The following is a 22,038-nucleotide window of genomic DNA, read 5'->3' as shown; positions in this document are numbered from 1 at the left end:
GCCCGCAGAAACGGGTACGCCGGCGGCGCCGCGGCCGCCGATTGCGGCCCGATTCAGGCCGGGCGTTGCGCGTCGTCGGACGCGGGCAGGCCGGCGTGCAGGCGGCGGTAGAGTTCGTCGATGCGCTGGCGGCTGGCCTGCAGTTCTTCGCGGCCGCGTTCGGTCAGCAGATAGACCCGGCCGATGCCATCGCGCAGCACGCTTTCCAGGTAGCCTTCCATTTGCAGTGCGCGCAGCAGTGGGCGCACCGAACCGATATCGACCTGGAAACCGTATTCCAGCAGCATGTCGGCCAGCATGGCCACCGTGGCGGGGACTTCCAGCGCGAACTGCAGGACGTAGACGCGGGCCAGCAGGCCCAGGAACTGTCGTTTCATGTGGATTGGCAACGCGGTCGACGCCGAGCCGGTTGACGCAGGGTGCGGGCAATGTGATGCCGGCAGCGCCGCGGAGGGGCGGCCAACGCGGAGGTCGCGTGCCGGTGCGCCGGGCAGCGCGCATTTCACCGGATCCAAAAAAGAAGCCGCCAGGAGGCCTGGCGGCTTGTCGGGAATGCGTCGGAGGGGTCAATTAACTCTGGCGCAGACCAGATTTTAATTTAATCTAATGCGGCTTGTCACGCGTCGGTAACGCGTCCCCTCCTGCGAGGGGAGCGGATGAAAGCTCACGGTAAGAATGTGACGTATTTACGTGACATTGTGGCGGAAACGGCGCCCAATTTGCCGGTAGATCCGCCAACGCGTCGCCAATCCCCGTGGTCTCTCTGACGCCTTTCGGGGGTGACCGCAGCGCCACAGGTCCGAATCCGGCTTGCGATCGGCGCAGCGCCAGCGTCCAATGCGGCATCGTCCACCTGCTGGCAAGCGTCCCTGCCGACCGATGAAACCCCTCGACCTGTTTCGCCTGCTGGCCCTCGCCGCCCTCTGGGGCGCCAGCTTCCTGTTCATCCGCATCGGCGCGCCGGTGCTGCGGCCGGTGCCGACGGCGTTTGTGCGCGTCCTGATCGGCGCACTGACGCTGGCCGCGTGCCTGCCGCTGCTGGGCCTGCGCTGGGACATGCAAGGCAAATGGCCGGCGGTGCTGGCGCTGGGCGTAGTCAACTCCGGCATCCCGTTCGCCATGTATGCCGTGGCGGCGCTGTGGCTGCCAGCCGGTTACTCGGCGGTGTTCAATGCCATGACGCCGCTGATGGGCGTGATGATCGGGGCGCTGGCCTTTGCGGAACCGCTGACGCGCGCAAAAGCCATGGGGGTGATGCTGGGCGTGGCGGGGGTCGCGGTGCTGACCCGCACCGGCCCGGTGGCTTTTTCCGCGGAGGTCTTGCTGGGGGCGCTGGCCTGCCTGGTCGCCACGGCCTGTTACGGCTTGTCGGGTTTCCTGGCGCGGCGCTGGATCACGCAGCGGGGCGGGCTGGACAGCCGCCTGGTCGCGGCCGGCAGCCTGGTCGGGGCGGTCGCTTTCCTGCTTCCGTTTTGCATCGCCGCGCTGTGGCGCCACAACACCCTGCCCGATGCCGGCGCCGGGGTCTGGGCGGCCATGCTGGGCCTGGGCACGCTGTGCACGGCGCTGGCCTACATCCTGTATTACCGATTGATTGCCGACCTGGGTCCGGTGCGCTCGCTGACGGTCACCTTCCTGATCCCGCCGTTCGGCATCGTCTGGGGCGCGCTGTTCCTGGGCGAGGCGCTGTCGTGGGCGCATGCCGCCGGCGGCGCGCTGATCGGCATGGCGGTGTGGCTGGTGTTGCGGCCGGGGGCGGCAGCACGGGCCGGAACCAGACAGGCGGCCGGCGCTGCCGCCGAACGTTGAGTTGGGCCACGTTAAGAATAAACTTATAATTTAGCCGCAACAGGCCAAAAGGCTTATAATTTCCTTATATTCGAGTGATGAACTCGATATTTTGGACGGCAAGAGCCTCGAAGCAAGTCCGACGGCTCGACAAGCCAATGCGCGTCACCATCGTGGATGCGGTGGAAGCCTTGGCATACATGCCGAACTGCCAGCACGTCAAAGCACTGGTCGGTCATGTCTACGGCTATCGGCTAAGCGTTGGCAATTACCGCGTGCTGTTCGATTGGGACGGCACGATACGAATTGTGGAAATTCAGGAAGTGAAAAAACGGGATGAGCGTACCTACTAACATCCAGACGATCGTTGGGGTGGACGGCAAGCCAGCCTTTGTCGTGATCCCGTACGGCGATTACCTTACGCAATTTGCGCAAGCCGCGGACCTGATCCCGCATGCCGTGGTCCGGCGAGTGCTTGCCGATGACGTACCCCCGCTGCGTGCATGGCGCGAACATCTTGGCCTTACACAGGCGGAAGTCGCCGCGCGGCTTAACATCTCGCAGCCTGCCTACGCGCAGCAGGAAAACAGTGCCCGCCTGCGCAAGACCTCGCGCGAGCGGATTGCCGCGGCGCTGGGCATCACCGCAGCGCAACTCGATATCTGATCGCAGCGCCCGGTTCAGGCCTGCGCCGCGGTGCCCACGTTGTACTGCTCGCGCACCATCATCACCACGCGGCGGGCCTGGCGCCAGTGACGCACGGCGTCGGCCTCGCTGCGCTCGGGGAAGTCGACTTCGGCGCTCCAGTTGCAGCCGGTATGGTCGGGGCGGTGCACGCACACCGCGCGCAGCTGGCAGTCCTGGCAGCCGGGCTCCTGGCGCAGGCACAGGTTGATCAGGTGCTTCAGTTCGGACAGGGATTTGGTCAGGCGCTCCATGGATGGCTCCGTCAGGCGCGCGGCATGCGGCGGGCGTCAGGCGCTGGCCGGCAGTTCCGGCACGCGCTCTGCGTCGGCGGCTTCGGTACGGCATTGCGGGCATACGCCGTACAGCACCAGCATATGCTCGCGCAGCACAAAGGCGTTGTCGGCGGCGACCTGGCGCTGGCGCTGCTCGATGCTCTCGTCGCGGAATTCCTCCACGCGGCCGCATGCCACGCAGATCAGGTGGTCGTGGTGACCGCCTTCGTTCAGTTCAAATACGGCGTGGTCAGACTCGAAGCTGTGCCGCAGCAGGATATCGGCCTGCACCAGCTGGTTGAGCACGCGGTACACGGTGGACAGCCCGGCATCCTCGTCCTGCGTCAGCAGGATGCGGTAGACATCTTCCGCGCTCAGGTGGCGCCGGGCGCTGGTGCGGAACACTTCGAGGATGCGCATCCGCGGCGACGTCGCCTTCAGGCCGGCGCGCTTGAGATGGATCGGGTTGGTGCTCTCGGATGACATGGCGGATGGCATAGGCATGCTGCGGCTGGCGCCCCGCAGTCAGGGCGGCGCCCGGCCTGGCGCCGCACGGGGCACGGCGTCAGTGGCTTGGCGGAATTTCAGGCGGGAAGCGCCAGGGCCGGCGGGGCGCTGGCGCTGCCGTTCCTGGCGGCGCGACGTGCCTGCACGGCGCGCGGAATAAAAAGGTGGCCTGGCTTGCCGCCGGAAGACGCGATCGGGAAAGCGGGGTCTGGTTGCTTTCCCGATCTTCCGGAGACTGGCTACTACCAAACGCTCCGCGTGACGGAGCGGTCCCCACAAAAGACGGTGTCGAAGGCCGCGGGGGCGGCATCCGGAATTCTTTCCTGCCGGCCAGGGCTGGTTGCCGTCGCGTGCCGCGAGGGTGCCAGCCTGGCTGGGCTGCCCGTGCCGTCCGGTGCGTCGTTTGATGCGCCGTGCGTCAGGCAGTGATCGAATAGTAAATGGGAATCGATCTCATTACAAGGAAAATTTTGGGGGTGTCGAAATTGCCGTGCCTTCCGCCACCGGATTGCCCGCGTACCGAAGCGGGGTCTCGCTCACGAGGCCCAGGCCGGTCAGGCAGCGTGTACCCGCGCGCCTGGGATTGGTGCCGTCCGGGCAACGCCATGGGTATCGCCGCGCATCTAGCGCCTGGGTGCCACCGCTCATACGATTCCGTTCATGCACCTCGGAAAATCCTACTCGTTATCCGAATTCATCGTCTGGTCGAGACGGCAGATCTACGCCTTGCTCGCTTGTGGAGCGCTCCCCATTGTTCTCCATCAGCTCCTTGGGCTGAAATGGCTGTCGGTGCCGCTATCGGTCGTGGTGTTGCTGGGCACCGCCACCTCGTTCATCGTGGGTTTCAAGAATGTGCAGACCTACAACCGGGCGTCGGAGGCCCAGCAGGTCTGGACGCAGATCCTTAACGGAAGCCGGTTCCTGGGCGTCATCAGCCTGGACTTCACCGCCACACCGGCGGCCGCAAGAGAACTGATTCTGCGGCACTGCGCGTGGCTGACGGCGCTTCGCTATCAACTCCGAAGCCCGCGGATCTGGGAGAACGCAGGCAAGGCTGCCAACGTGGAATACCGCAAGCACTACCGCGTGCCCGAGTGGGAAACACCCTTGGAACATGCGCTTGCCCGATATCTGCCGCCGCAGGAGCGCGATGCGCTGCGGCGGACCGATAGCAAGGCAACGCGGATACTTGCCTTGCAGTCAGCAGCAATCAAACGCCTGGTGCGAGCCGGCGAGATCGACTGCGCCTTCCATATGGAGCTCGAAAGAGCAATCCGGGATGCCTTCGAGCAGCAAGGGCGGGCAGAGCGTATCAAGGACTATCCGTACCCCAGGCAATACGCGGTCATCAACCGGCTTTTCGTCCGCTCGTTCTGCCTGTTGCTTCCCTTTGGCATCCTCACGGAATTCGAGAAGCTCAACAGCAGCGTGCCTGGCTTCATGCATGGCCACCTGATCTGGCTGGTGGTTCCGTTCAGCGCGATGATCTCGTGGATGTATCTCGCGCTGGAACAGGTCGGTGAAAGCACCGAAAACCCTTTCGAAGGCGGCGCCAACGATGTGCCGATCGCGCACATCTGCCGCAAGATCGAGCGCGAACTGATGGAGATGCTAGGCGAGACCGACCCCGTGCCGGAACCGGCGTCGGAACACGGCATTGTCCTTTAGCCCAGCGGGGCCGGCGAGGTCGTGCATGCCTTCGTGCGCAGCCTGCGCGAGGAGGCAGGACGCCTGGGCCTGGGCGAAGGGAACGGCGCAGCTACCGCATGGACGGTGCGCCACCCCCACCACTTTGTACCGCTTTGTATCTTGCCGCCGATACGACACGGCGGCTGACAAACGCGGCCCGCATCGGCTACATGGCCGATACACCGGTCGCCTTAAATACTTTCCGTGGCCGCGGCGTCGGATACCCCGAAAGCGAAAGCCGGCCCGCTCAATTCTCAACGTGAACTTAAGGAAACCGATCATGACTACCCAAATCGCCCGCCGCTTTGTCTTCGCCCTCGCCCTCGCTGCCGCCGCTGCCGGCGCCCAGGCCGCCAGCTTCTCCGCCGCAGGGGCACGCGACCCGTTCACCGATGGTGCCCGCAGCGCGGTGGACGCCCGCGACCCGTACAGTGAAGGCGCGCGCTCGGTCCAGGAGCCGCGCAGCCCGTACAGCGATGGCGCCCGCAGCGTCGATCCGTTCAGCGACGGTGCGCGCAGCGTCGACCCCTACACCGACGGCGCCCGTTCCGTGGCGGGGCTCGACCGCAGCGGCGTCTCGGCGGACCCGGCGCGCAGCATCGATCCGTATCTCGACGGCGCCTACGCCTAAGCCGTGCCGGCCGGTCCGCCGGCCCGCTTCATCACCACCAACTCCACCCAACAGGAACCAGACATGACCCGTATCGAGAAAGTGCTGTACACCGGCAAGGTCCATATCACCGCGGGCGGCCGCGACGGCGAGGCGCGCAGCGACGATGGCCGCCTCAACCTGCAGCTGTCTTCGCCCGGCTCGCGCGGCGCCGGCACCAACCCGGAGCAATTGCTGGCGGCAGGCTGGTCGGCGTGCTTTATCGGCGCGATCGGGCTGGCGGCCGGCAAGCGGCAGGTCAAGCTGCCGTCGGACCTGTCGGTCGATGCCGAGGTCGACCTGGGCATGGCCGGCGACGCCTATCTGCTGCAGGCCCGTCTCAATGTGAGCATTCCCGGCATCGAGCGCGAACTGGCGCAGGCACTGGTCGATACCGCGCACCAGACCTGCCCGTACTCCAAGGCGCTGCGCGGCAATATCCACGTCGAGACCAGGCTGGTCTGAAGCAAGGGGCTGCCTCATCGTGAGGCAGCCCCCATCCTGCAAGTCATGGCCGCGGCAGCCCAAGGGCTGCCGCGGTCGCATGCCGCGAGGTCAATGGCCGGCGCTCTGCCCGCCATCGACGTGCAGGATCTCGCCGGTCACGAACGGCGCGGAATCCAGATACAGCACGGCGTCGACGATATCGCGCATCTCGCCCATATGGCCCATCGGGTGCAGCGCGCCCAGGGCCGCGTGGGTCTCCGGCGCATGCATCGGCGACTTGATGATGCCGGGCGAGACCGCGTTGGCGCGGATGCCGGTGCGCGCGTATTCGATCGCCAGCGAGCGGGTGGCCGCGTTCAGGCCGCCCTTGGTCAGCGACGCCAGCACCGACGGCACCCCGCTGAGGGCATGGTCGACCAGGCTGGTGGTGATGCTGACCACGTGGCCACTGCGCTGTTTCTCCATCTGCGCGACCGCCAGCTGCGTGATATGGAAAAAGCCCGCCAGGTTGATGCCGGTGACCGCTGCGTAGTCTGCGTTGGTATAGCTGGTGAACGGCCTGGCGACGAAGATGCCGGCGTTGTTGACGAGCGTATCGATCCGCCCGAACCTGTCCACGCCCTCGGCGATGACGCGGCGCGCGGTGGCCGGGTCGGACAGGTCTCCGGCGACGGCCAGGAGGTCCTGGTCGTCGGACGGGCGGATGCTGCGCGCCGTGGCGACCACGCGATCGCCGCGTTCGCGGAAGGCCTTGACCAGTTCCGCGCCGATGCCCTGCGATGCGCCTGTGATGACGACGACTTTCTGTGCTGCACTCATGTTCTCACCTCGATGTAGGTTGGTCCGGCTAGCGTGCCGATCGGGCCCGCGGCGCCGATGGCTTCCAATCTAGGGGTTCGGGCCGGGCTTTCGAAGGCACCGGCCGGACAAACAGTTATGCGTGGCGCGTACTAATGCCCGGGCGCGTCAGTCGACTTCGGCGGGGCGCAAACCTATGATGGCGACTGCGCCGGATACCGGGCGAGGTCCGTTACCAGCAGGGGGAAGCAATGAAACGCCAATTCGATGACCTCCAGCTCGGCAGCATCGAACTGTTTTGCCTGGCCGCGGAACTGGGCAGCTTTACCGCGGCCGCGGTCGCCGCCGGCGTGACGCCGCCGGCGGTCAGCCGTACCGTGCAGAGGCTGGAAGAGCGGCTGGGCGTGCGGCTGTTCGTGCGCACCACGCGGCAGATCCGCCTGACCGACGAAGGCCGCCTGTATTTCGAGCAGAGCCGCGCCGCGCTGGCGCAGCTGGTCGATGCCGAGCGGCAGATCGGCGGCCAGCACGCGACGCCGGCCGGGCGGCTGCGCATCAGCCTGCCGACGCCGTATGCCCACTATCGCGTGTTGCCGGTGCTGCCGGCATTCCGGGCCCTGTACCCGGAGGTCCAGATCGATGTGCACATCAGCAATCGCAACGTGGATTTCGCCGATGACACCTATGACCTGTGCGTGCGCGGACGCGCGCCGGATGACTCGAACCTGATCGCGCGCAAGCTCGAGGACGCCGAGCTGGTGGTGGTGGCGTCGCCCGCGTACCTGCGGCAAGCCGGCACGCCGCAATCGCCGGAGGATCTGCTGCGGCATGAATGCATCCAGTTCGAGCGTCCCAGCAGCGGACGCAGGATTCCCTGGACCCTCCGGGTCGACGGTACGGAAACCGATATCGTGACGACCGGCTCGTACACGGCGTCGGAGGATATCCTTGGCGGCGCCACGCTGGTGCGCGCCGGCGCCGGCCTGTTCCAGACCTATCGCTTCGTGGTGGAACAGGACCTGCGCGACGGCACCCTGGTGGAGGTGCTGCGGGAATACGGCGGCAGCGCGCGCCCGTTCGTGCTGCTGTACCCGTCCGCGCGCCATGTCACGCGCCGGGTCCGGGTGTTCGTTGACTTCCTGCTCGAAAAATTCTCGGCGTAGCCGTTCGGCTCAGGCCGGCCGGACCTGGGCAATGACCACCAGGATCACGGCCGCGTTGCCCGGCTGCTGGAAGTGCGAAGAGATCGTGCGCGCGTGGCCGGCCTTGTCGCCCAGCACGTCGCGGAACAGGTCCGACGCCGCGTCGAGCACCGCCGGTTGTGCGAACCATCCGGGGGCGCTGGCAATGTGGCCGTCGACACGCACGAGGTGGTCGAGCCGCGCAAAGCCGCCCAGATGCGCGTCGATCTGCGCCAGCACGTTGAGCGCGGCCAGTTCGGCGGCTCGCCTGCCTTCGTCGACGCTCAGGTCCTTGCCGACCTGGCCCTCCCAGATCACCTTGCCGTCCTGCAGCGGCAGCTGCCCGGAAATGAACAGCAGGTCGCCGGCCTGGCTGACCGCGGTATAGCTGCCCAAGGGTTGAGGCGGTTGCGGCAGCGCCAGGCCGCGCGCCGCGAGTCGTTGCTGGACAGACATGGTGGCTCCCAATCGAAAGGTGGTGTCGCAAACGGCACGGCGAGTGTCGGACGTGAAGTCGGACGTGGCATCGGAGACGGCGGCAAGTGCATGTCGGCCCCGGCGGCCGTGCTCACGCTACAGACTCTATGGGCTCGCCTGCACGCGATAAAGCCATCGGCGGGAACAGGACTTGATACATGACGTAACCAGTCCCGGCCGCAGCCAGCCGTGCGCCTGGCCGCGACATCAGTCCGGCATGGGTTCGCGGCTGAACGCCTCCAGTTCCCGGACCAGGCTCTGCGCCGCCAGCCGGACCAGCGCAGCGCCCTTCTCGGGCGTTGCCAGTCCGGGATCCGAGCCGATGCGGCCGTCCGGATAGCGCGCGCGGAAGTCCAGCGCCTCGCGGATGGGACCGCTGGGGGCAATGCGCGGCGCATAGTCGGCATGTTTGCGCGCATCCGGAAAGGCCCACTGCGTGATCGCGATTTCCGAAGGCGTGGCGTGCGAGCCGTGGCCGGTCGGGAACTGGTCGCGCGCCAGTTCGCCCACGCCAGGCAAGTCCCACCAGTTGCACAGCTTCAGCGCAAAGCCGGCGCGGCGCCTGGCGAAGCTGGCTTCGGCGTAGAGCTCGGAGAAGGCCGCGTCGATCGAGGCGACGTTGCCGCCATGGCCGTTCAGGAACAGCAGTTTCTCGAAGCCGTGTCCCGCCAGCGAGCGTACCCAGTCCCCGATCGCGGCAATGAAGGTCGACGGGCGCAGCGAGATCGTGCCGGCGAATCCCAGGTGATGCTGCGCCATGCCGATATTGAAGGTCGGCGCCACCAGGATATCGGCCTGCTTCTCGGCCTCGCCGGCAATGATCTGCGGGCACAGCCAGTCGGTGCCGAGCAGACCGGTCGGCCCATGTTGTTCGTTCGAGCCGATGGGGATCACGATGGTACGGCTGCGGGCCAGGTATTGCTCGATCTCCGCCCAGGTTGAAAGATGAAGTTGCACGGGAGCTCCTTGGTGGGTGAGGGTTGGGATCACGGCGGCGCGATGCCGCATCAGCGGCGCGCGGGCAGCTTGTTGCACAGGATGATGATGGCCGCCAGCAGCGGCAGCGCGGCCATCATCAGCATGCCGAGATGGAGGTTGCCGGTCGCGGTCTTGGTCCAGCCGATGGTGGCCGGCCCCCAGAAGCCGCCCGACAGGCCGATGGTGTTGATCAGCGCAATGCCGCCCGCCGCCGCCGGGCCCTGGATGTATTCGGCCGGCATGGCCCAGAACACGGTGTAGGCCATCCACAGTCCCATGGTGGCGAGCGTCAGCAGCACCAGCGTCGCCACCAGGTTGCCGTCCGCCAGCACCGAGGCGGCCAGCAGCATGGCTGCGGCCAGTGCCGGCACCGCGCAGTGCAGGCGCCGCTCGCCCGAGCGGTCGGACTTGCGGCCCATGTAATACATGCCGAACGCCGCCGCCACATAGGGGATGGCCGCGTACCAGCCGAGCCGCACGGTATCGTCCACGCCCTGCGCCTTGATCATGGTCGGCAGCCAGAAACTGATGGCGTAGATGGCCGCGATGATGCAGAAGTAGGCCAGCGCCAGCACATAGACGCGCGGGTCGCGGGCCACGGCGCCGAAGCCATGCTTGTGCGCGGCAACCGGCGCCAGTTCGGCTTCCAGCAGGCGCCGTTCGGCGTCGCTGAGCCAGCCCGCCTGCGCCGGGCGGTCCGGCACCAGCGACAGCGCCAGCATGCCGAGAAGCACGCACGGCAGACCCTCGACAAGGAACATCCATTGCCAGCCCGCCAGTCCGCCATAGCCCGCCAGCGCGGTCATCAGCCACGCCGATGCCGGCCCGCCGACGATGCCGCCGATCGGTCCCGCCAGGAACACGATGGCGATGGCCCGCGCCATGCGTTGCGGCCCGTACCAGCACGAAAGGTAATAAATCATGCCGGGCGCGAAGCCGGCCTCGAAGACGCCGAGCAGGAAGCGCAGCGCGTAGAACGTCGGCACGTCCCGCACGAACACCATGCAGGCCGAGGTAAGCCCCCACAGCACCAGGATCCGGCTGAAAGTCTTGCGGGCCCCGACCCGCGGCAGCATCAGGTTGCTCGGCAGTTCGAACAGGACATAGCCCACGAAGAAGATGCCGGCGCCCACGCCGTAGGCCGCGTCGGAGAAGCCCAGGTCGCTTTGCATCTGCAGCTTGGCAAAGCCGACGTTGACCCGGTCCAGGTAGGCGAACAGGTAGCAGACCAGCAGGAAGGGCAACAGGCGCCAGTTGATCCGGCTGTAGAGGCTGGAAGCGCCCTCCATGGCGCCCGCGTCAGGAATGGCTAGCATGCTCGCTGTCTCCGGTGTGGTTGCGGCCCGGTGGGGCTCGGTGGGGCTTGATCGTGTCCCTCGTGGGCTGAATCCTGGCAGCCGCGGGCGGGCTCGCAAACAGCAACTCGGGCCACACTTCGTTCTGTTCCGGGCAACGCAGCGGTCCGGGTGGCCCACGCTGCCCGTGGCAAGCAAGGCGAGGCGCGTTCGGGTATCGTTACCGCTGCGGAAAACGGCGGAACAGGCGTTCGACATGCGAGAGATCAATCAGCAGCGGCTGCGATACTTCCGTGAAGTGCTGGCGCACGGCACCATCCGCGGCGCGGCGGACAGCCTGAACACCTCGCCCTCGGTGATCACGCGGCAGATCCGGTTGCTGGAGGAGGAACTCGGCGCGCTGCTGTTCGAGCGCGAGCCACGCGGGCTGCGGCCCACCGCCGCGGCGGCGCACCTGCTGGAATTCTGGCGCGGCTACCGCTCGCACCAGGAGAAGCTGGAGGACCAGCTGCACGCGCTGCAGGGGCTGCAGCAAGGCGAGGTCAGGCTGGTCCTGAGCGAGGGCTACGTGGACCTGCTCGTCAACGAGGTGCTGGCACGGTTTTGTGCGCGCTATCCGCGCCTGGATATCCGCATGGACATCCTGGCGGTCGATGGCGTGCTGGAGGAAGTGGCGGAAAGCCGCGCGCATATCGGCCTGGCCTACAACCCGCCGCCGCACCCGCGCATCGAGTACCGCGCGAGCGCGTCGCAGCCGGTGGTGCTGCTGGTCAGGCCCGACCACCCGCTGGCGCTGCGCGGCGGGGCGGCCAGCGTCGCCGACCTGCAGGCCTATCCGCTGGCCATGATGCCGGCATCGTTTGGCGTCGGCCATGCCTTGCGCATGGTCGAGTTCGCCGAGAACGTCTCGATCCGCGCGACCCTGGTCAGCAACTCACTGACCGCGCTGAAGCAGTTCGTCGCCTACGACCAGTACATGACGCTGATCGGGGAATTCGCCGCGTACCGCGAGATTGCGGCGGGCACGCTGGCGGTGGTGCCGCTGGAACATCCCTTGTTCCTGGGCACGCAGGCCCGGCTGCTGGTGAAGGCCGGGCGGCCCCTGCCCGCGGCAGCGCTCGAACTGCTCGACCATATCGGCCGGCATATGTCGATGTTCGCGCGCCAGCGCTAGCCGGGCCGCCGCGTCTTGCCGGCAGCCCGCACGCCGCTCAGGCAAGCGTCTGCGCGACCATGGCCGCGGCGGCCAGGCTCGAGGTGCCGATGGCCAGCCAGCATCCGAGCAGCAGTGCGCCATGGGCGAGGGGTCGGCTTGGGTTCATGGCGTGGTCTCCTGTCAGATGCTGGTGGCGTGGATCAGCGCTCGATTACCGGTGCGTGGACCGGGGCGATCGATTCGTGCGGCGTGGCGGTGCGTTGCGCGGCCTTGTGCACCATGGTGTAGGCGTAGTCGATGCCCATGCCGTAGGCGCCCGAGTGTTCCTTGGCGATGCCGGTGACGGCGTCATAGGTGTCGCGGTTCTTCCAGTCGCGCTGCCACTCCAGCAGGACCTGCTGCCACGTCACCGGCACCACGCCGGCCTGGATCATGCGCTGCATGGCGTAGTCGTGCGCTTCCTTGCTGGTCCCGCCCGAGGCGTCGGCGACCATGTAGATCTCGTAGTCGCCTTCCAGCATCGCGCTCAGCGCGAAGGTGGTGTTGCAGACTTCGGTCCACAGTCCGGCCACCACCACCTTCTTGCGGCCGGCGGCCTGCAGGGCATCGCGCACCTTCTGGTCGTCCCACGAATTCATCGACGTGCGCTCAAGGGTCTGCTTGCCCGGGAACACATCCAGCAACTCCGGGTAGGTATAGCCCGAGAACGAATCGCTCTCGACGGTGGTGATGGTGGTCGGCACGTCGAACACCCTGGCCGCCTTGGCCAGCCCGATCACGTTGTTCTTCATGGTCTGGCGGTCCATCGACTGGACCCCGAAGGCCATCTGCGGCTGGTGGTCGATGATGATCAGCTGGCTGTTGCGCGGGGTCAGGACTTCGAGCTTGGCGTTCGACATGATGTTCTCCTAAACGATTCAAAATTGTTGATTGTCTGTAGCGGCGCTGTTTGTTGTGTCGCGCTGCCATGTGCAGAACTATAGCGAAGGCCGTGATGCTATCGGTCGACATGCATTGTCAGTCTTGTTCAAAAAAATTGATAAAAGGATCGCCGCGCTTTCTGGTGGCCGGCCCGGGATTGCCTTGAGGTTGGAAATGCGAATTGTTATCATTTGTGGTCGTTCCCTGCCCGCCTCGCGCCATGCCCGCCGCCCTCGTTCCCGCCTGCCATCCTTGTTCTCTCAACCACGCCGATCGCGCTGGTAATGCCGCCGCGCGCGCGGTGCTGCGGGTGCCGGCGTGAGCAAGGCGCTGCAGGCGGGCGGGTGGCGCTATCGCGCGGGCGTGGGCGCGCGTGCGCTGGCGGCGATTGCCGGCGGCTATGCGCTGGCCGCGCTGGCCACCGCGGTGCTGGCGCTCTATCTGCCGATGGCGCGGCACGATGCCGTGACCACGGCGACGCTGCTGTCGTTCGCCATCTATGCCGGCGCGGCGGTCTGGGTGTTTGCGGTGCGTAGCGCCTGGCGCGCGTGGGCGGGCCTGGCGCTGCCGGCCGCGCTGCTGTCTGCCATGCTGGTGCTCGGGCGGGGGGCGTGATGCGCGCGGGATTCAGGCAGTCGATGGCGTGGCTCCACACCTGGAGCGGCCTGCTGGTGTGCTGGGTGTTGTTCCTGATGTTCTGCGGCGGCACCGCCAGTTACTACAAGGAAGAGATTTCGTTGTGGATGCGGCCGGAGCTGCATCGCACTGCGCCGGCTGATGCCGCGCAGGTACCGGCCGCGCAGATGGCACGGCAAGCGCTACGCTATCTCGAGCGCGAGGCGCCCGATGCCTCGCGCTGGATCATCACGCTGCCGGATGCGCGCCGCGACGCGGTCAATGTGCTGTGGACCTACAAGCCGGGGCAGGCGCCGCGCGATGCCGACGGCAAGCCGCGCCGCTTCGACACGCGCCTGCTCGACCCGGCCACCGGTGCGCCACTGCAGGCCGCGCGCGAGACCCGCGGCGGCGAATTCCTCTACCGCCTGCACTTCGACCTGCATTACATGCCGGCCAAGTGGGCGCGCTGGATCGCGGGCTTCTGCGCCATGTTCATGCTGGTGGCGATCGTCAGCGGCGTGATCACCCATCGCCGCATCTTTGCCGATTTCTTTACATTCCGGCGCGGCAAGGGCCAGCGTTCCTGGCTCGATGCGCACAACGCGCTGGCGGTGCTGCCGCTGCCGTTCCACCTGATGATCACCTACACCGGGCTGGTCACGCTGCTGTTCATGTACATGCCGTGGGGCGTCGAGGCGGCATACGGCGGCGACCAGCGCGCGTTCCAGGCGCAGACCAGGCTGCGCCCGCTGCCGCCCAAGGCCGCGGGCACGGCCGCGCCGCTCGCGAGCGTGCCGGACATGATGGCGCAGGCCGGGCGCGCGTGGCAGGGCGGGCAGGTGCGCCGCATCGTGGTGAACCTGCCGGGCGATGCCAACGCGAGCGTGACCCTCTCGCGCGCCGAGCCCGATACGCTGTCGCACGATCCGCTCGCGCTGGAATTCGCGGGTGCCAGCGGCGCCCTGCTGGGCGCGTATGCCGACAACAAATCCGGCGCCGAACTGACGCGCAGCGTCATGACCGGCCTGCATATCGCCAGCTTTGCGTCCCCCGGCCTGCGCGCGCTGTTCTTCCTGTGCGGGCTGGCCGGCACCGCCATGGTGGCCACCGGCGCCATCCTGTGGGCGGTGCGCACGCGCCAGCAGCAGGCCAAGGCGATCGCTGCGCGCGGACGGCCGGGATTCGGGCTGCGCCTGGTCGAGGCGCTCAACCTCGGGGCGATCGCAGGCCTGCCGGTGGCCTTTGCCAGCTACTTCTGGGCCAACCGGCTGTTGCCGGTGGCAATGGCGCAGCGGCCCGAGGCCGAGATCCGCTGGTTCTTCATGGCCTGGGCCGCGTGTGCGCTGCTGGCGCTGTGCCGGCCCACGCGCGGCATGTGGCGCGCGCAGCTGTGGGCGGGGGCGGCGCTGTTCGGCGCCATCCCGCTGCTCAATGCGCTGACCACCGCGTCGCATCTGGGCGTGACCCTGCTGCAGGGACGCGGGCCGGCCGCCGTGGCGGGCTTCGACCTGGTCTCGCTCGCGCTGGGCCTGGGGCTGGGCGCCGCCGCATGGATGACGGGCCGCCGCCAGGCCGCCGGCGCGCGCCTGGCACCGCGCCCCCGCAACGTTGCCGCCGGCACGCAGGAGGCCGCATGAACGCGCTGGCTGCATTTGCGCTGTCGCTGGCCGGCTTTGCCGCGCTGGCGCTGTCGCTCGAACGTCACCATGCCGATATCCATGGGCGCGGCAGCATGCCGTCGCGCGGCGCGGTGGCGCGTTTGCGCCTGGCCGGCGCGCTGGCGCTGGCGCTGGCGTGGGGGCTGCATATCGCCGCGCAGGGCGGGCCGCTGGGCACGGTGTCGTGGCTGGGCACGCTGACGGCCAGTGCCATCGCCGTGGCGCTGGGCTTGTCTTACGCGCCGCGTGCGGTGCAGCGCTGGCTGCCCGGCGTGGCGCTTATCGGGCTGGCCGGCGCCGGCTGGATGCTTGCCGGCTGAGCGGCTGAGCGGCTGAGCGGCTGGGGCGGCAAGGTGCGCCGCCGCGCGCTCAGCTCGCCGGTTGCGGCCGGCCCCGCGCTTCGGACTGCTGTGGGACATCGCCCCCGGCATCGCCGACGACATCGCGCAGCACCTCGAGCAGCCGCTGCGGCGGATACGGCTTGCGCAGCACTGCCACCGCGCCAAGCCCGGCGCGCTGTGCCGGGGTCAGGTCCAGCGCGTAGCCGGTGGCGAAGACTACGCCCAGCCGCGGATAGTGCGCGCATGCCGCCAGCGCCAGGTCCACGCCGGAAGCCCCGGCCAGCGCCACGTCTGTCACCAGCACGTCGACCGTGTTGACGGCCAGCACGGCCATTGCCTCGGTATCGCTGTCCGCTTCCAGCGCGTGCAGGCCATAGGCGCGCAGCACTTCCGCGGTGCCGGCGCGTACCAGCGCGTCGTCGTCGACGCACAGCACGCGCAGCGGCGCGGCTTCTGGCGCGTGGCCGGCTGGGGTTGCGTGCGCGGTCATGGCGGCGCGCTGGCCGCGGTTGGCCAGCACGTGGCGCACCTTGCGCGCCAGCGCCTCGTGGGTATAGGGCTTGCTGAGCAGTTCGATGCCGGCATCGAGCCGCCCGCCATGCACGATGGCGCTGTCGGCGTAGCCCGAGGTGAACAGCACGCCCACGTCCGGCAGCCGTTCGCGCAGCCTGCGCGCCAGTTCCGTGCTGCGCAGCGGGCCGGGCATCACCACGTCGCTGAACAGCAGGTCTACCGGCACGCCGCGCTCGACGATGGCCAGCGCGCTGTGCGCATCGCGCGCGCGCAGGACGTGATAACCCAGACTGGCCAGCATCTCGACCACCGTGGCGCGCACGTCCTCGTCGTCTTCCACCACCAGCACGGTCTCGCTGCCGCCGCGCACGGGGCCCGCGTCCAGTTCGATGTCCGGGTCTTCGTCCTGGCGCACGCGCGGCAGGAACAGCGTGACCGTGGTGCCGCGCCCGGGCTCGCTGCAGATCTTCACGTGGCCGTCGGACTGGCGGATAAAGCCATACACCATGCTCAGGCCCAGCCCGGTGCCCTGGCCCTCGGGCTTGGTCGTGAAGAAGGGCTCGAACACGCGCTCCTGCACCTCGGGCGGCATGCCCACGCCGGTGTCGGTGACGGACAGCAGCACGTACTGCGTCGACGCGGCCGCCGCGTCGTCGGTGGCTTCGCCAGGCAGGGCGTTGCGCGCGGCGATGGTGAGGCGCCCGTGCCCGTGCATGGCGTCGCGGGCGTTGATGGCCAGGTTCAGCAGCGCATTCTCGACCTGGAAGGGGTCGACCAGTGTATTGCCCTGGTCGGGCGCCACCACCGTTTCAATCTCGATGCCATCGCCCAGCGCCCGCCGCAGCATGTCGTCCAGCGTGCGCACCAGCCGGCCCAGGTTGACCACGCGGGGCGCCAGCGGCTGGCGCCGCCCGAAGGCCAGCAGCTGCGACGCCAGCTTGGCGCCGCGCGCGACGCCGGCCAGCGCGTTGCGCAGGCGCGGCTCGGCGCGGTCGTCGCCGGCCAGGTCGCGCGCCAGCAACTGCAGGTTGCCGCCGATCACCTGCAGCAGGTTGTTGAAGTCATGGGCGACGCCGCCGGTCAGGTTGCCGATCGCCTCCATCTTCTGCGCGGTGCGCAGGGCCGCATCCGCATGGCGCAGCGCGGCCTGCGCTTCGCGGTCGCCGGTGACGTCGCGGCCCACGCCGTGGATATGGCCGTTGGCCGGATCGACCGACAGCGTCCAGGCCAGCCAGCGCAGCGCGCCGTCGGCGCGCTGCTGGCGGCATTCGAAGCGCACCGGCACGCCTTCGTGGCGCAGTGCTTCCAGCTGCGCGCTCGCGCCGGCCAGGTCGTCGGGGTAGATGAACGACAAATACGCGCGTCCCAGCACCTGCTGCGGCGCGTGGCCGAGCGTGCGGGTCCACGCCGGGCTGACCCGCTGCAGGCAGCCATCGAAGCGCGCGACGATAAGCAGGTCTTCGCTCAGCTCCCACAGCCGGTCATGGTCGGCCACGGCCTGCGCGACGCGGCGCTCGAGCGTGGCGTTGAGTTCCTGCAGGCGGCGCTCGGTGGCCCGGCGCAGTGCCGACAGGCGCAGGTTGCTGGCCACGCGTGCCAGCAGCTCGCGCGCGGAAAAGGGCTTGACCAGGTAATCGTCGGCGCCGCTGCCCAGGCCGCTCACGCGCGCCTCCTCGCCGGCGCGGGCGGACAGCAGCAGCACCGGCGTGTCGCTCAGCGCGGCATCGGCGCGCAGCGCGCGCACCAGGCCAAAGCCGTCCAGGCGCGGCATCATCACGTCCGAGACCACCAGTGCCGGCGCGTGCGTGCGCGCCAGCGCCAGCGCCGCCTCGCCGTCGGCGGCCACGGCGACGCGATGGCCGGCAGCGCCCAGCAGGCGGCGCATGTAGTCGCGCAGGTCGTCGTTGTCGTCCACCACCAGCACCAGGGCGCCGCCGTCGGCCGCATCGCCGGCCGCGGCGTGCGCGGGTGGCATGCCAGCGTCTTGCGCTGCCAGCGCCGTCGCCGGCGGCGGCATCTGCGCCTGCGGCCAGCGCAGCGCGGTTTCGACATAGGCGCGGGCCTGCGCGCTGCTGCACGGGGGCGCGTCGTCAGCGTGGGTTGCCGCGTCGGTGACTGCGTCGCCGGCCGCCGCGGCACCGGCGGGCAAGCGCACGGTGAAGCAGGTGCCCTCGCCTGGCACGCTCTGCACGTCGATCGTGCCGCCGTGCAGCCGCACCAGCTCCTGCACCAGCGCCAGGCCGATGCCGCTGCCTTCGATGGTGCGGCCCTGGGCGCCTTCCACGCGATGGAAGCGCTCGAAGATGCGTGGCAGTTCCGCCGCCGGGATGCCGATGCCGGTGTCGCGCACAGTGAACGCCACGGTGTCGTCGCCCTGCGCGGCCACGGCCACGGTGATGGTGCCGGCGAAGGTGAACTTGAACGCGTTGGAGACCAGGTTCAGCACGATGGTCTCCCACATGTCGCGGTCCACCGCCACGGCGCGCGCCAGTGGCGGGCAAAGCGGCGGGCAGTCGACCTGCAGCGTGATGCCGGCCGCTTCCACGCTGGCGCGGAACAGCGCGGCCAGGTCCGCCGTCAGGGCGGCCACGTCGGTGGGCTGGCGGCGCATCGCGACGCGACCGGACTCGATCCGTGAGAAGTCCAGCAGCGCATTGACCAGCTTGAGCAGGCGCAGCCCGTTGCGATGCGTCATCTCCAGCATGGCGCGGTCTTCGCCCGCACCCGCGCGGCGCAACAGCTCTTCCAGCGGGCCCAGCATCAGCGTCAGCGGCGTGCGGAACTCATGGCTGATGTTGGAGAAAAACGCGGTCTTGGCACGGTCGATCTCGGCCAGCGCCTCGGCACGCTTGCGCTCTGCCTCATAGGCCAGCGCCGAGTGCATGGCGGCGCCGATCTGTCCCGCCGCCAGCGTCAGGAAGCTGCGGTAGCGTTCGTCGAACAGGCGGAACGGGTTCAGGCCCACCACCAGCACGCCGCGATGCGACGCGCTGCCCGATGGCGCAACCTCGATCACGGCCGCGCACGACGGCGGCACGCCCCACGCGCCGCCCGGCAGCGGCACGGCGAAGCGCGCAGCCAGGCCGCTGACCAGGCCGGGCTGCTGCTGCGCCAGCACTTCCGCCACGGGCCATGGCCACTGCGCGTCCAGCGCGATCTGGGCGGGGGCACCGGGATGGTCGGCGTCGATGCCGATGGCGCCGGCGCGCTGCAGCGTGCGCGCGCCGGGCTCGGCGATGTACAGCAGCGCGAACACGATGTCGCGCGGGTCCGACGACAGCGCCGCGATGGCGCGCGCGCACGCGTCGCGCCACGCGCGCGCCTCGCTGGCCGAGGCCGCCACGTCGCGCAGCACGTTCAGCTGGCGCTCGGCCAGCACGCGTTCGGTATCGTCGCTGTTGGCGCAGATGATGCCGCCGGTGCCGCCTTGATCATCCGGCACCGGGCTGTAGGAGAAGGTGTAGTAGGTCTCCTCCGGGTAGCCGTTGCGCTCCATGATCAGCAGCTTCTGCTCGACGAAGGTGCCTTCGCTGCCGGTCATCGCGGTGGCCAGCAGCGGGCTGATCTCGGGCCAGATCTCGCGCCAGACCACCGAGGTGGGCTGGCCGAGCGCGCCGGGGTGCTTGCCGCCGATGATCGATTTGTAGGCGTCGTTGTAGAAAAAATGCAGGGCCTCGCCCCAGCCGATCCAGATCGGCTGGCGCGAAGTCAGCATGATGCGGATCGCCGTCTTGAGGCTGTGTGGCCACGCCTGCGGCGGTCCGAGCGCAGTGGCGTCCCAGTCGAAGGCGCGCATCAGCGCGCCCATTTCGCCGCCGCCGGCGAGAAAGCCGGGCATGTCGGCGGGCGGCGTGGCCGCTGCGCTGCTGCCGGCGGCGGCGGATTCACCCAGTGGCGGCGGAGAGGGCAAGGGCGTCATGCTGGCGGCGGTGTCCTTTTGGTCTTCTCAGGGGGCACGCCGGTTCGGTGCCCGGCCCGCGTCTTGGCAGACTGTGCCTAGCCTTGCCGCGCAATGCAAGCAGGCCGCGAAGCGCCCGTTCCGGCGCCCTCGCGGCCCTTGCCCGCAGCGTGCTGCAGACGGATTACAGCGGCGGAGAGACCCAGTACGGGTCGCGCCCGTAGTATTCGTGCAGCGACTTGCCCCACTGCGGGTCGGCCATGCTCGGCCAGCTGTCCTTGTTGAAGCCCGGGGCGGACTTGATCCGGTCAGCCGTCACGGCGATCCGGAAGCACTTTTCGTCGGTATCCATGACCAGTGCGTTCCATGGGATGGCGTGCAGCGTGTCGCCCATGCCGAGGAAGCCGCCGGTGGTCAGCACCGCATAGGCAATGCGGCCGTGCGGTACGTCCAGCATGATCTCGGAGATCTTGCCGACATGCTCGCCGTCGGACGAATAGGCCTTGGTGCCATCCAGGCTGGAAGCCGCCATCACTTCCGGGCCCGGGCCTTCGCCCACGCCGGAACCGACGATGGCTGCGCCTTGACTGCTGGGAGGTTGGGTTTGCATGTTTTGCTCCTTGTCGCGAGACGGTGGAATGCTTGGCGTGCGCAATGACCATGCCTGCGCCGCTTTGGCGTGGTTTCGACGGGGATCGCCGCGCGGCAGCGCCCGCGGGCGCCCCTGCGGAGGTAATTCTTTCGCGTGGCTTGCAAAAACAACGCATCCTCACGGGCGCCGCGCGGGCATTCGGCGGCCGCTTCAGAAGTGGTGCCGCATGCCAAGCATCACGCCCACGCGCGTGCTGCGCGCCACGTCGGTGGCGGGCGTGCCGGCCCAGTACTCGGTCTCGCGGCCGACCGCGCCGTCGCGCGCGCGCACCACGTCGGCTTCCAGGTACAGGCTGGTGCGCCGCGACAGGGCGTAGTCGGCCACCACCGCGACGCTGTCGGCATTGCCGCTGCCCAGTGCCACCGGCACTCGCAGGAACTGCGTGGTCACGTTGCCCCGCTGCCAGTAGCGGTAATAGGCGCCGGACAGATGCAGCGCGGGCGTGAGCTGGTAGCCCAGCCCGGCGAAGGCGATGTTGAAGCGCGCGCCGCCCGCGGCCGGATCCCGCGCCGATTCGCGCCGGCCCATGTGGCCCACGTAGAAGGTGGCCTTGCCGGATGCGTATGAGCCGCCCACGGCGTAGTTGCGTACCGTGCTGCCGCCGTCGGCGCTGCGGCGCTGGTCATAGGCCGCGCCCAGCGCCAGCGCACCCTGCTGCAGCATCAGCCCGCCGCCCAGCGTGGCGCCGCGCGCCACGCTGCCGGCTTGCCCGCCGGCGCCGTAGTCCAGTTGCAGCGTCAGCGGCCCGGCGCTCTTCTTGTAGACCACGCTGTGGTCGATGCGGTAGTCCTGGAAGAAGATGTCGCCGCCGAGGTAGATCGGATCGGACCAGAAGTTGCCCCAGCCCTGGTCCAGCGGATTGAAGGCCCAGCCGATATTGTTCAGCGCGTTGTACTGGCGGCCGAAGGTCAGGCTGCCCCAGTCGCCGGCCAGGCCGGCATAGGCCTGGCGCCCGAACAGCGCCTGGTAGCTGGCGCGGCCGTCGTCGCTGCCGATGCCGGCCTCGAGCTGGAAGATGGCGCGCTGGCCGCCGCCCAGGTCTTCCTCGCCCTTCAGGCCGAAGCGGCTGCCGACCATGCCGCCGGAAACCAGCGCCGCCTGGTCGTGGTGATGGCCGTCCAGGTTCGAGGTATAGCGCACGGCCGTGCTGACGATGCCGTAGACGGTGATGCCGGGTTCGGCGTGGGCAGGCGCGGCCGTGAGCGCGGCGGTGAGCGCGGCGGTGAGGGCAGCGACGGGCAACAGCCCGGCCGCCAGCAGCCAGTGGCTGGCTGTCTTCTGCATGGAGGGTCCTCCGGGAGGTCGGATCCGGCCGGCGCGCGGGCGTGCCGCAGCGGATCCGTCAGGCCGATGGCCTGCGGGTTCCAGTCCCGCGCGGGGGCACGCGGGTCGTCATCGGGCCATGCGCAACGGAAGCGCGCGGCCCGGGCGAGGGTCGAAGCGGGCGGCGATGCCTGGAGGGTCGGCGAATGCCGGCAGTGTTGCCGGGCAAGCCTTGCGCAGCACCGGTTGC

22 protein-coding genes are annotated in these 22,038 nt (G+C 68.8%); 11 read left to right on the top strand and 11 right to left on the bottom strand.

Annotated elements, in window-relative coordinates:
- Positions 1 to 53: 53 nt before the first annotated feature.
- The gene (locus tag GA0116996_RS19045; protein ID WP_092314759.1) at positions 54 to 377 is read right to left on the bottom strand and encodes a PadR family transcriptional regulator; all 324 of its coding nucleotides are present in this window, start codon (positions 375 to 377) and stop codon (positions 54 to 56) included.
- Between the two features lie 502 nt (positions 378 to 879).
- On the opposite strand from GA0116996_RS19045, the gene GA0116996_RS19040 reads away from it, so the two are divergent.
- The 3 genes from GA0116996_RS19040 to GA0116996_RS19030 all read left to right on the top strand — a co-directional run bounded on the left by GA0116996_RS19040 (position 880) and on the right by GA0116996_RS19030 (position 2,454).
- Positions 880 to 1,809 (top strand): DMT family transporter, encoded by a 930-nt coding sequence (locus GA0116996_RS19040; protein ID WP_092314757.1) that lies wholly within the window; start codon positions 880 to 882, stop codon positions 1,807 to 1,809.
- 77 nt (positions 1,810 to 1,886) lie between these two features.
- Positions 1,887 to 2,141 (top strand): type II toxin-antitoxin system RelE family toxin, encoded by a 255-nt coding sequence (locus tag GA0116996_RS19035; RefSeq protein WP_092314755.1) that lies wholly within the window; start codon positions 1,887 to 1,889, stop codon positions 2,139 to 2,141.
- Positions 2,125 to 2,454 (top strand): helix-turn-helix domain-containing protein, encoded by a 330-nt coding sequence (locus tag GA0116996_RS19030; protein WP_092314753.1) that lies wholly within the window; start codon positions 2,125 to 2,127, stop codon positions 2,452 to 2,454. Before GA0116996_RS19035 ends, GA0116996_RS19030 begins: the two co-directional genes overlap by 17 nt.
- A gap of 14 nt (positions 2,455 to 2,468) precedes the next feature.
- Here GA0116996_RS19030 and GA0116996_RS19025 read toward each other — a convergent pair whose 3' ends face one another.
- Positions 2,469 to 2,726, bottom strand: coding sequence for a hypothetical protein (locus GA0116996_RS19025; RefSeq protein WP_092314751.1), 258 nt, complete (start codon positions 2,724 to 2,726; stop codon positions 2,469 to 2,471).
- Positions 2,727 to 2,762: 36 nt separating this feature from the next.
- Entirely contained in the window at positions 2,763 to 3,251 is a 489-nt protein-coding gene (fur, locus tag GA0116996_RS19020; protein ID WP_092314749.1) for a ferric iron uptake transcriptional regulator, read from the bottom strand.
- A 663-nt stretch (positions 3,252 to 3,914) separates the two neighbouring features.
- Between fur and GA0116996_RS19015 the strand changes: the two genes are divergently transcribed.
- From GA0116996_RS19015 to GA0116996_RS19005, 3 genes are all read left to right on the top strand, one after another.
- Positions 3,915 to 4,922 (top strand): bestrophin family protein, encoded by a 1,008-nt coding sequence (locus GA0116996_RS19015; protein ID WP_092314747.1) that lies wholly within the window; start codon positions 3,915 to 3,917, stop codon positions 4,920 to 4,922.
- A gap of 301 nt (positions 4,923 to 5,223) precedes the next feature.
- Positions 5,224 to 5,574, top strand: coding sequence for a hydroxyquinol 1,2-dioxygenase (locus GA0116996_RS19010; RefSeq protein ID WP_092314745.1), 351 nt, complete (start codon positions 5,224 to 5,226; stop codon positions 5,572 to 5,574).
- Positions 5,575 to 5,637: 63 nt separating this feature from the next.
- Positions 5,638 to 6,057 (top strand): organic hydroperoxide resistance protein, encoded by a 420-nt coding sequence (locus GA0116996_RS19005; protein ID WP_092314743.1) that lies wholly within the window; start codon positions 5,638 to 5,640, stop codon positions 6,055 to 6,057.
- Between the two features lie 90 nt (positions 6,058 to 6,147).
- Here the strand turns inward: GA0116996_RS19005 and GA0116996_RS19000 are convergent, their stop codons facing one another.
- Positions 6,148 to 6,858: an SDR family NAD(P)-dependent oxidoreductase gene (locus GA0116996_RS19000; RefSeq protein WP_092314741.1), complete on the bottom strand. Its 711-nt coding sequence runs from the start codon at positions 6,856 to 6,858 to the stop codon at positions 6,148 to 6,150.
- Between the two features lie 230 nt (positions 6,859 to 7,088).
- Between GA0116996_RS19000 and GA0116996_RS18995 the strand changes: the two genes are divergently transcribed.
- Positions 7,089 to 8,000: a LysR family transcriptional regulator gene (locus tag GA0116996_RS18995; RefSeq protein WP_092314739.1), complete on the top strand. Its 912-nt coding sequence runs from the start codon at positions 7,089 to 7,091 to the stop codon at positions 7,998 to 8,000.
- A gap of 9 nt (positions 8,001 to 8,009) precedes the next feature.
- On the opposite strand, the gene GA0116996_RS18990 is transcribed toward GA0116996_RS18995, so the two are convergent.
- The 3 genes from GA0116996_RS18990 to GA0116996_RS18980 form a co-directional block, all read right to left on the bottom strand.
- The gene (locus GA0116996_RS18990; protein WP_092314737.1) at positions 8,010 to 8,474 is read right to left on the bottom strand and encodes a RidA family protein; all 465 of its coding nucleotides are present in this window, start codon (positions 8,472 to 8,474) and stop codon (positions 8,010 to 8,012) included.
- A gap of 228 nt (positions 8,475 to 8,702) precedes the next feature.
- Complete coding sequence (locus GA0116996_RS18985; RefSeq protein WP_092314735.1) at positions 8,703 to 9,452, bottom strand: creatininase family protein; 750 nt, start codon at positions 9,450 to 9,452, stop codon at positions 8,703 to 8,705.
- A 50-nt stretch (positions 9,453 to 9,502) separates the two neighbouring features.
- Positions 9,503 to 10,789, bottom strand: a complete 1,287-nt coding sequence (locus GA0116996_RS18980; RefSeq protein ID WP_092314733.1) for an MFS transporter — start codon at positions 10,787 to 10,789, stop codon at positions 9,503 to 9,505.
- A 235-nt stretch (positions 10,790 to 11,024) separates the two neighbouring features.
- On the opposite strand from GA0116996_RS18980, the gene GA0116996_RS18975 reads away from it, so the two are divergent.
- A complete protein-coding gene (locus GA0116996_RS18975) occupies positions 11,025 to 11,942 on the top strand; it encodes a LysR family transcriptional regulator (RefSeq protein ID WP_092314731.1) in 918 nt (305 codons plus the stop codon).
- 182 nt (positions 11,943 to 12,124) lie between these two features.
- On the opposite strand, the gene GA0116996_RS18970 is transcribed toward GA0116996_RS18975, so the two are convergent.
- The gene (locus GA0116996_RS18970; RefSeq protein WP_092314729.1) at positions 12,125 to 12,823 is read right to left on the bottom strand and encodes a hydrolase; all 699 of its coding nucleotides are present in this window, start codon (positions 12,821 to 12,823) and stop codon (positions 12,125 to 12,127) included.
- Between the two features lie 340 nt (positions 12,824 to 13,163).
- On the opposite strand from GA0116996_RS18970, the gene GA0116996_RS18965 reads away from it, so the two are divergent.
- Genes GA0116996_RS18965 through GA0116996_RS18955 form a run of 3 tightly spaced genes read left to right on the top strand, consistent with a single transcriptional unit; the run spans position 13,164 to position 15,441 of the window.
- Positions 13,164 to 13,460, top strand: a complete 297-nt coding sequence (locus GA0116996_RS18965) for a DUF3649 domain-containing protein (RefSeq protein ID WP_243419712.1) — start codon at positions 13,164 to 13,166, stop codon at positions 13,458 to 13,460.
- Positions 13,460 to 15,100: a PepSY-associated TM helix domain-containing protein gene (locus GA0116996_RS18960; RefSeq protein WP_092314727.1), complete on the top strand. Its 1,641-nt coding sequence runs from the start codon at positions 13,460 to 13,462 to the stop codon at positions 15,098 to 15,100. The genes GA0116996_RS18965 and GA0116996_RS18960 overlap by 1 nt, the downstream gene beginning before the upstream one ends.
- Entirely contained in the window at positions 15,097 to 15,441 is a 345-nt protein-coding gene (locus GA0116996_RS18955) for a DUF3325 domain-containing protein (protein ID WP_092314725.1), read from the top strand. The genes GA0116996_RS18960 and GA0116996_RS18955 overlap by 4 nt, the downstream gene beginning before the upstream one ends.
- 49 nt (positions 15,442 to 15,490) lie before the next feature.
- Here the strand turns inward: GA0116996_RS18955 and GA0116996_RS18950 are convergent, their stop codons facing one another.
- The 3 genes from GA0116996_RS18950 to GA0116996_RS18940 form a co-directional block, all read right to left on the bottom strand.
- Positions 15,491 to 19,894, bottom strand: a complete 4,404-nt coding sequence (locus GA0116996_RS18950; protein ID WP_092314723.1) for a response regulator — start codon at positions 19,892 to 19,894, stop codon at positions 15,491 to 15,493.
- 163 nt (positions 19,895 to 20,057) lie between these two features.
- Positions 20,058 to 20,483, bottom strand: a complete 426-nt coding sequence (locus tag GA0116996_RS18945) for a PRC-barrel domain-containing protein (RefSeq protein ID WP_062804057.1) — start codon at positions 20,481 to 20,483, stop codon at positions 20,058 to 20,060.
- A gap of 192 nt (positions 20,484 to 20,675) precedes the next feature.
- Positions 20,676 to 21,809: a porin gene (locus GA0116996_RS18940; RefSeq protein ID WP_092314721.1), complete on the bottom strand. Its 1,134-nt coding sequence runs from the start codon at positions 21,807 to 21,809 to the stop codon at positions 20,676 to 20,678.
- Positions 21,810 to 22,038 lie beyond the last annotated feature (229 nt).

This window comes from Cupriavidus alkaliphilus, assembly GCF_900094595.1.
GTDB lineage: Bacteria > Pseudomonadota > Gammaproteobacteria > Burkholderiales > Burkholderiaceae > Cupriavidus > Cupriavidus alkaliphilus.
The sequence above is the reverse complement of the archived record's forward strand: the minus strand, read 5'-3'. Positions and strand labels throughout refer to the sequence as shown.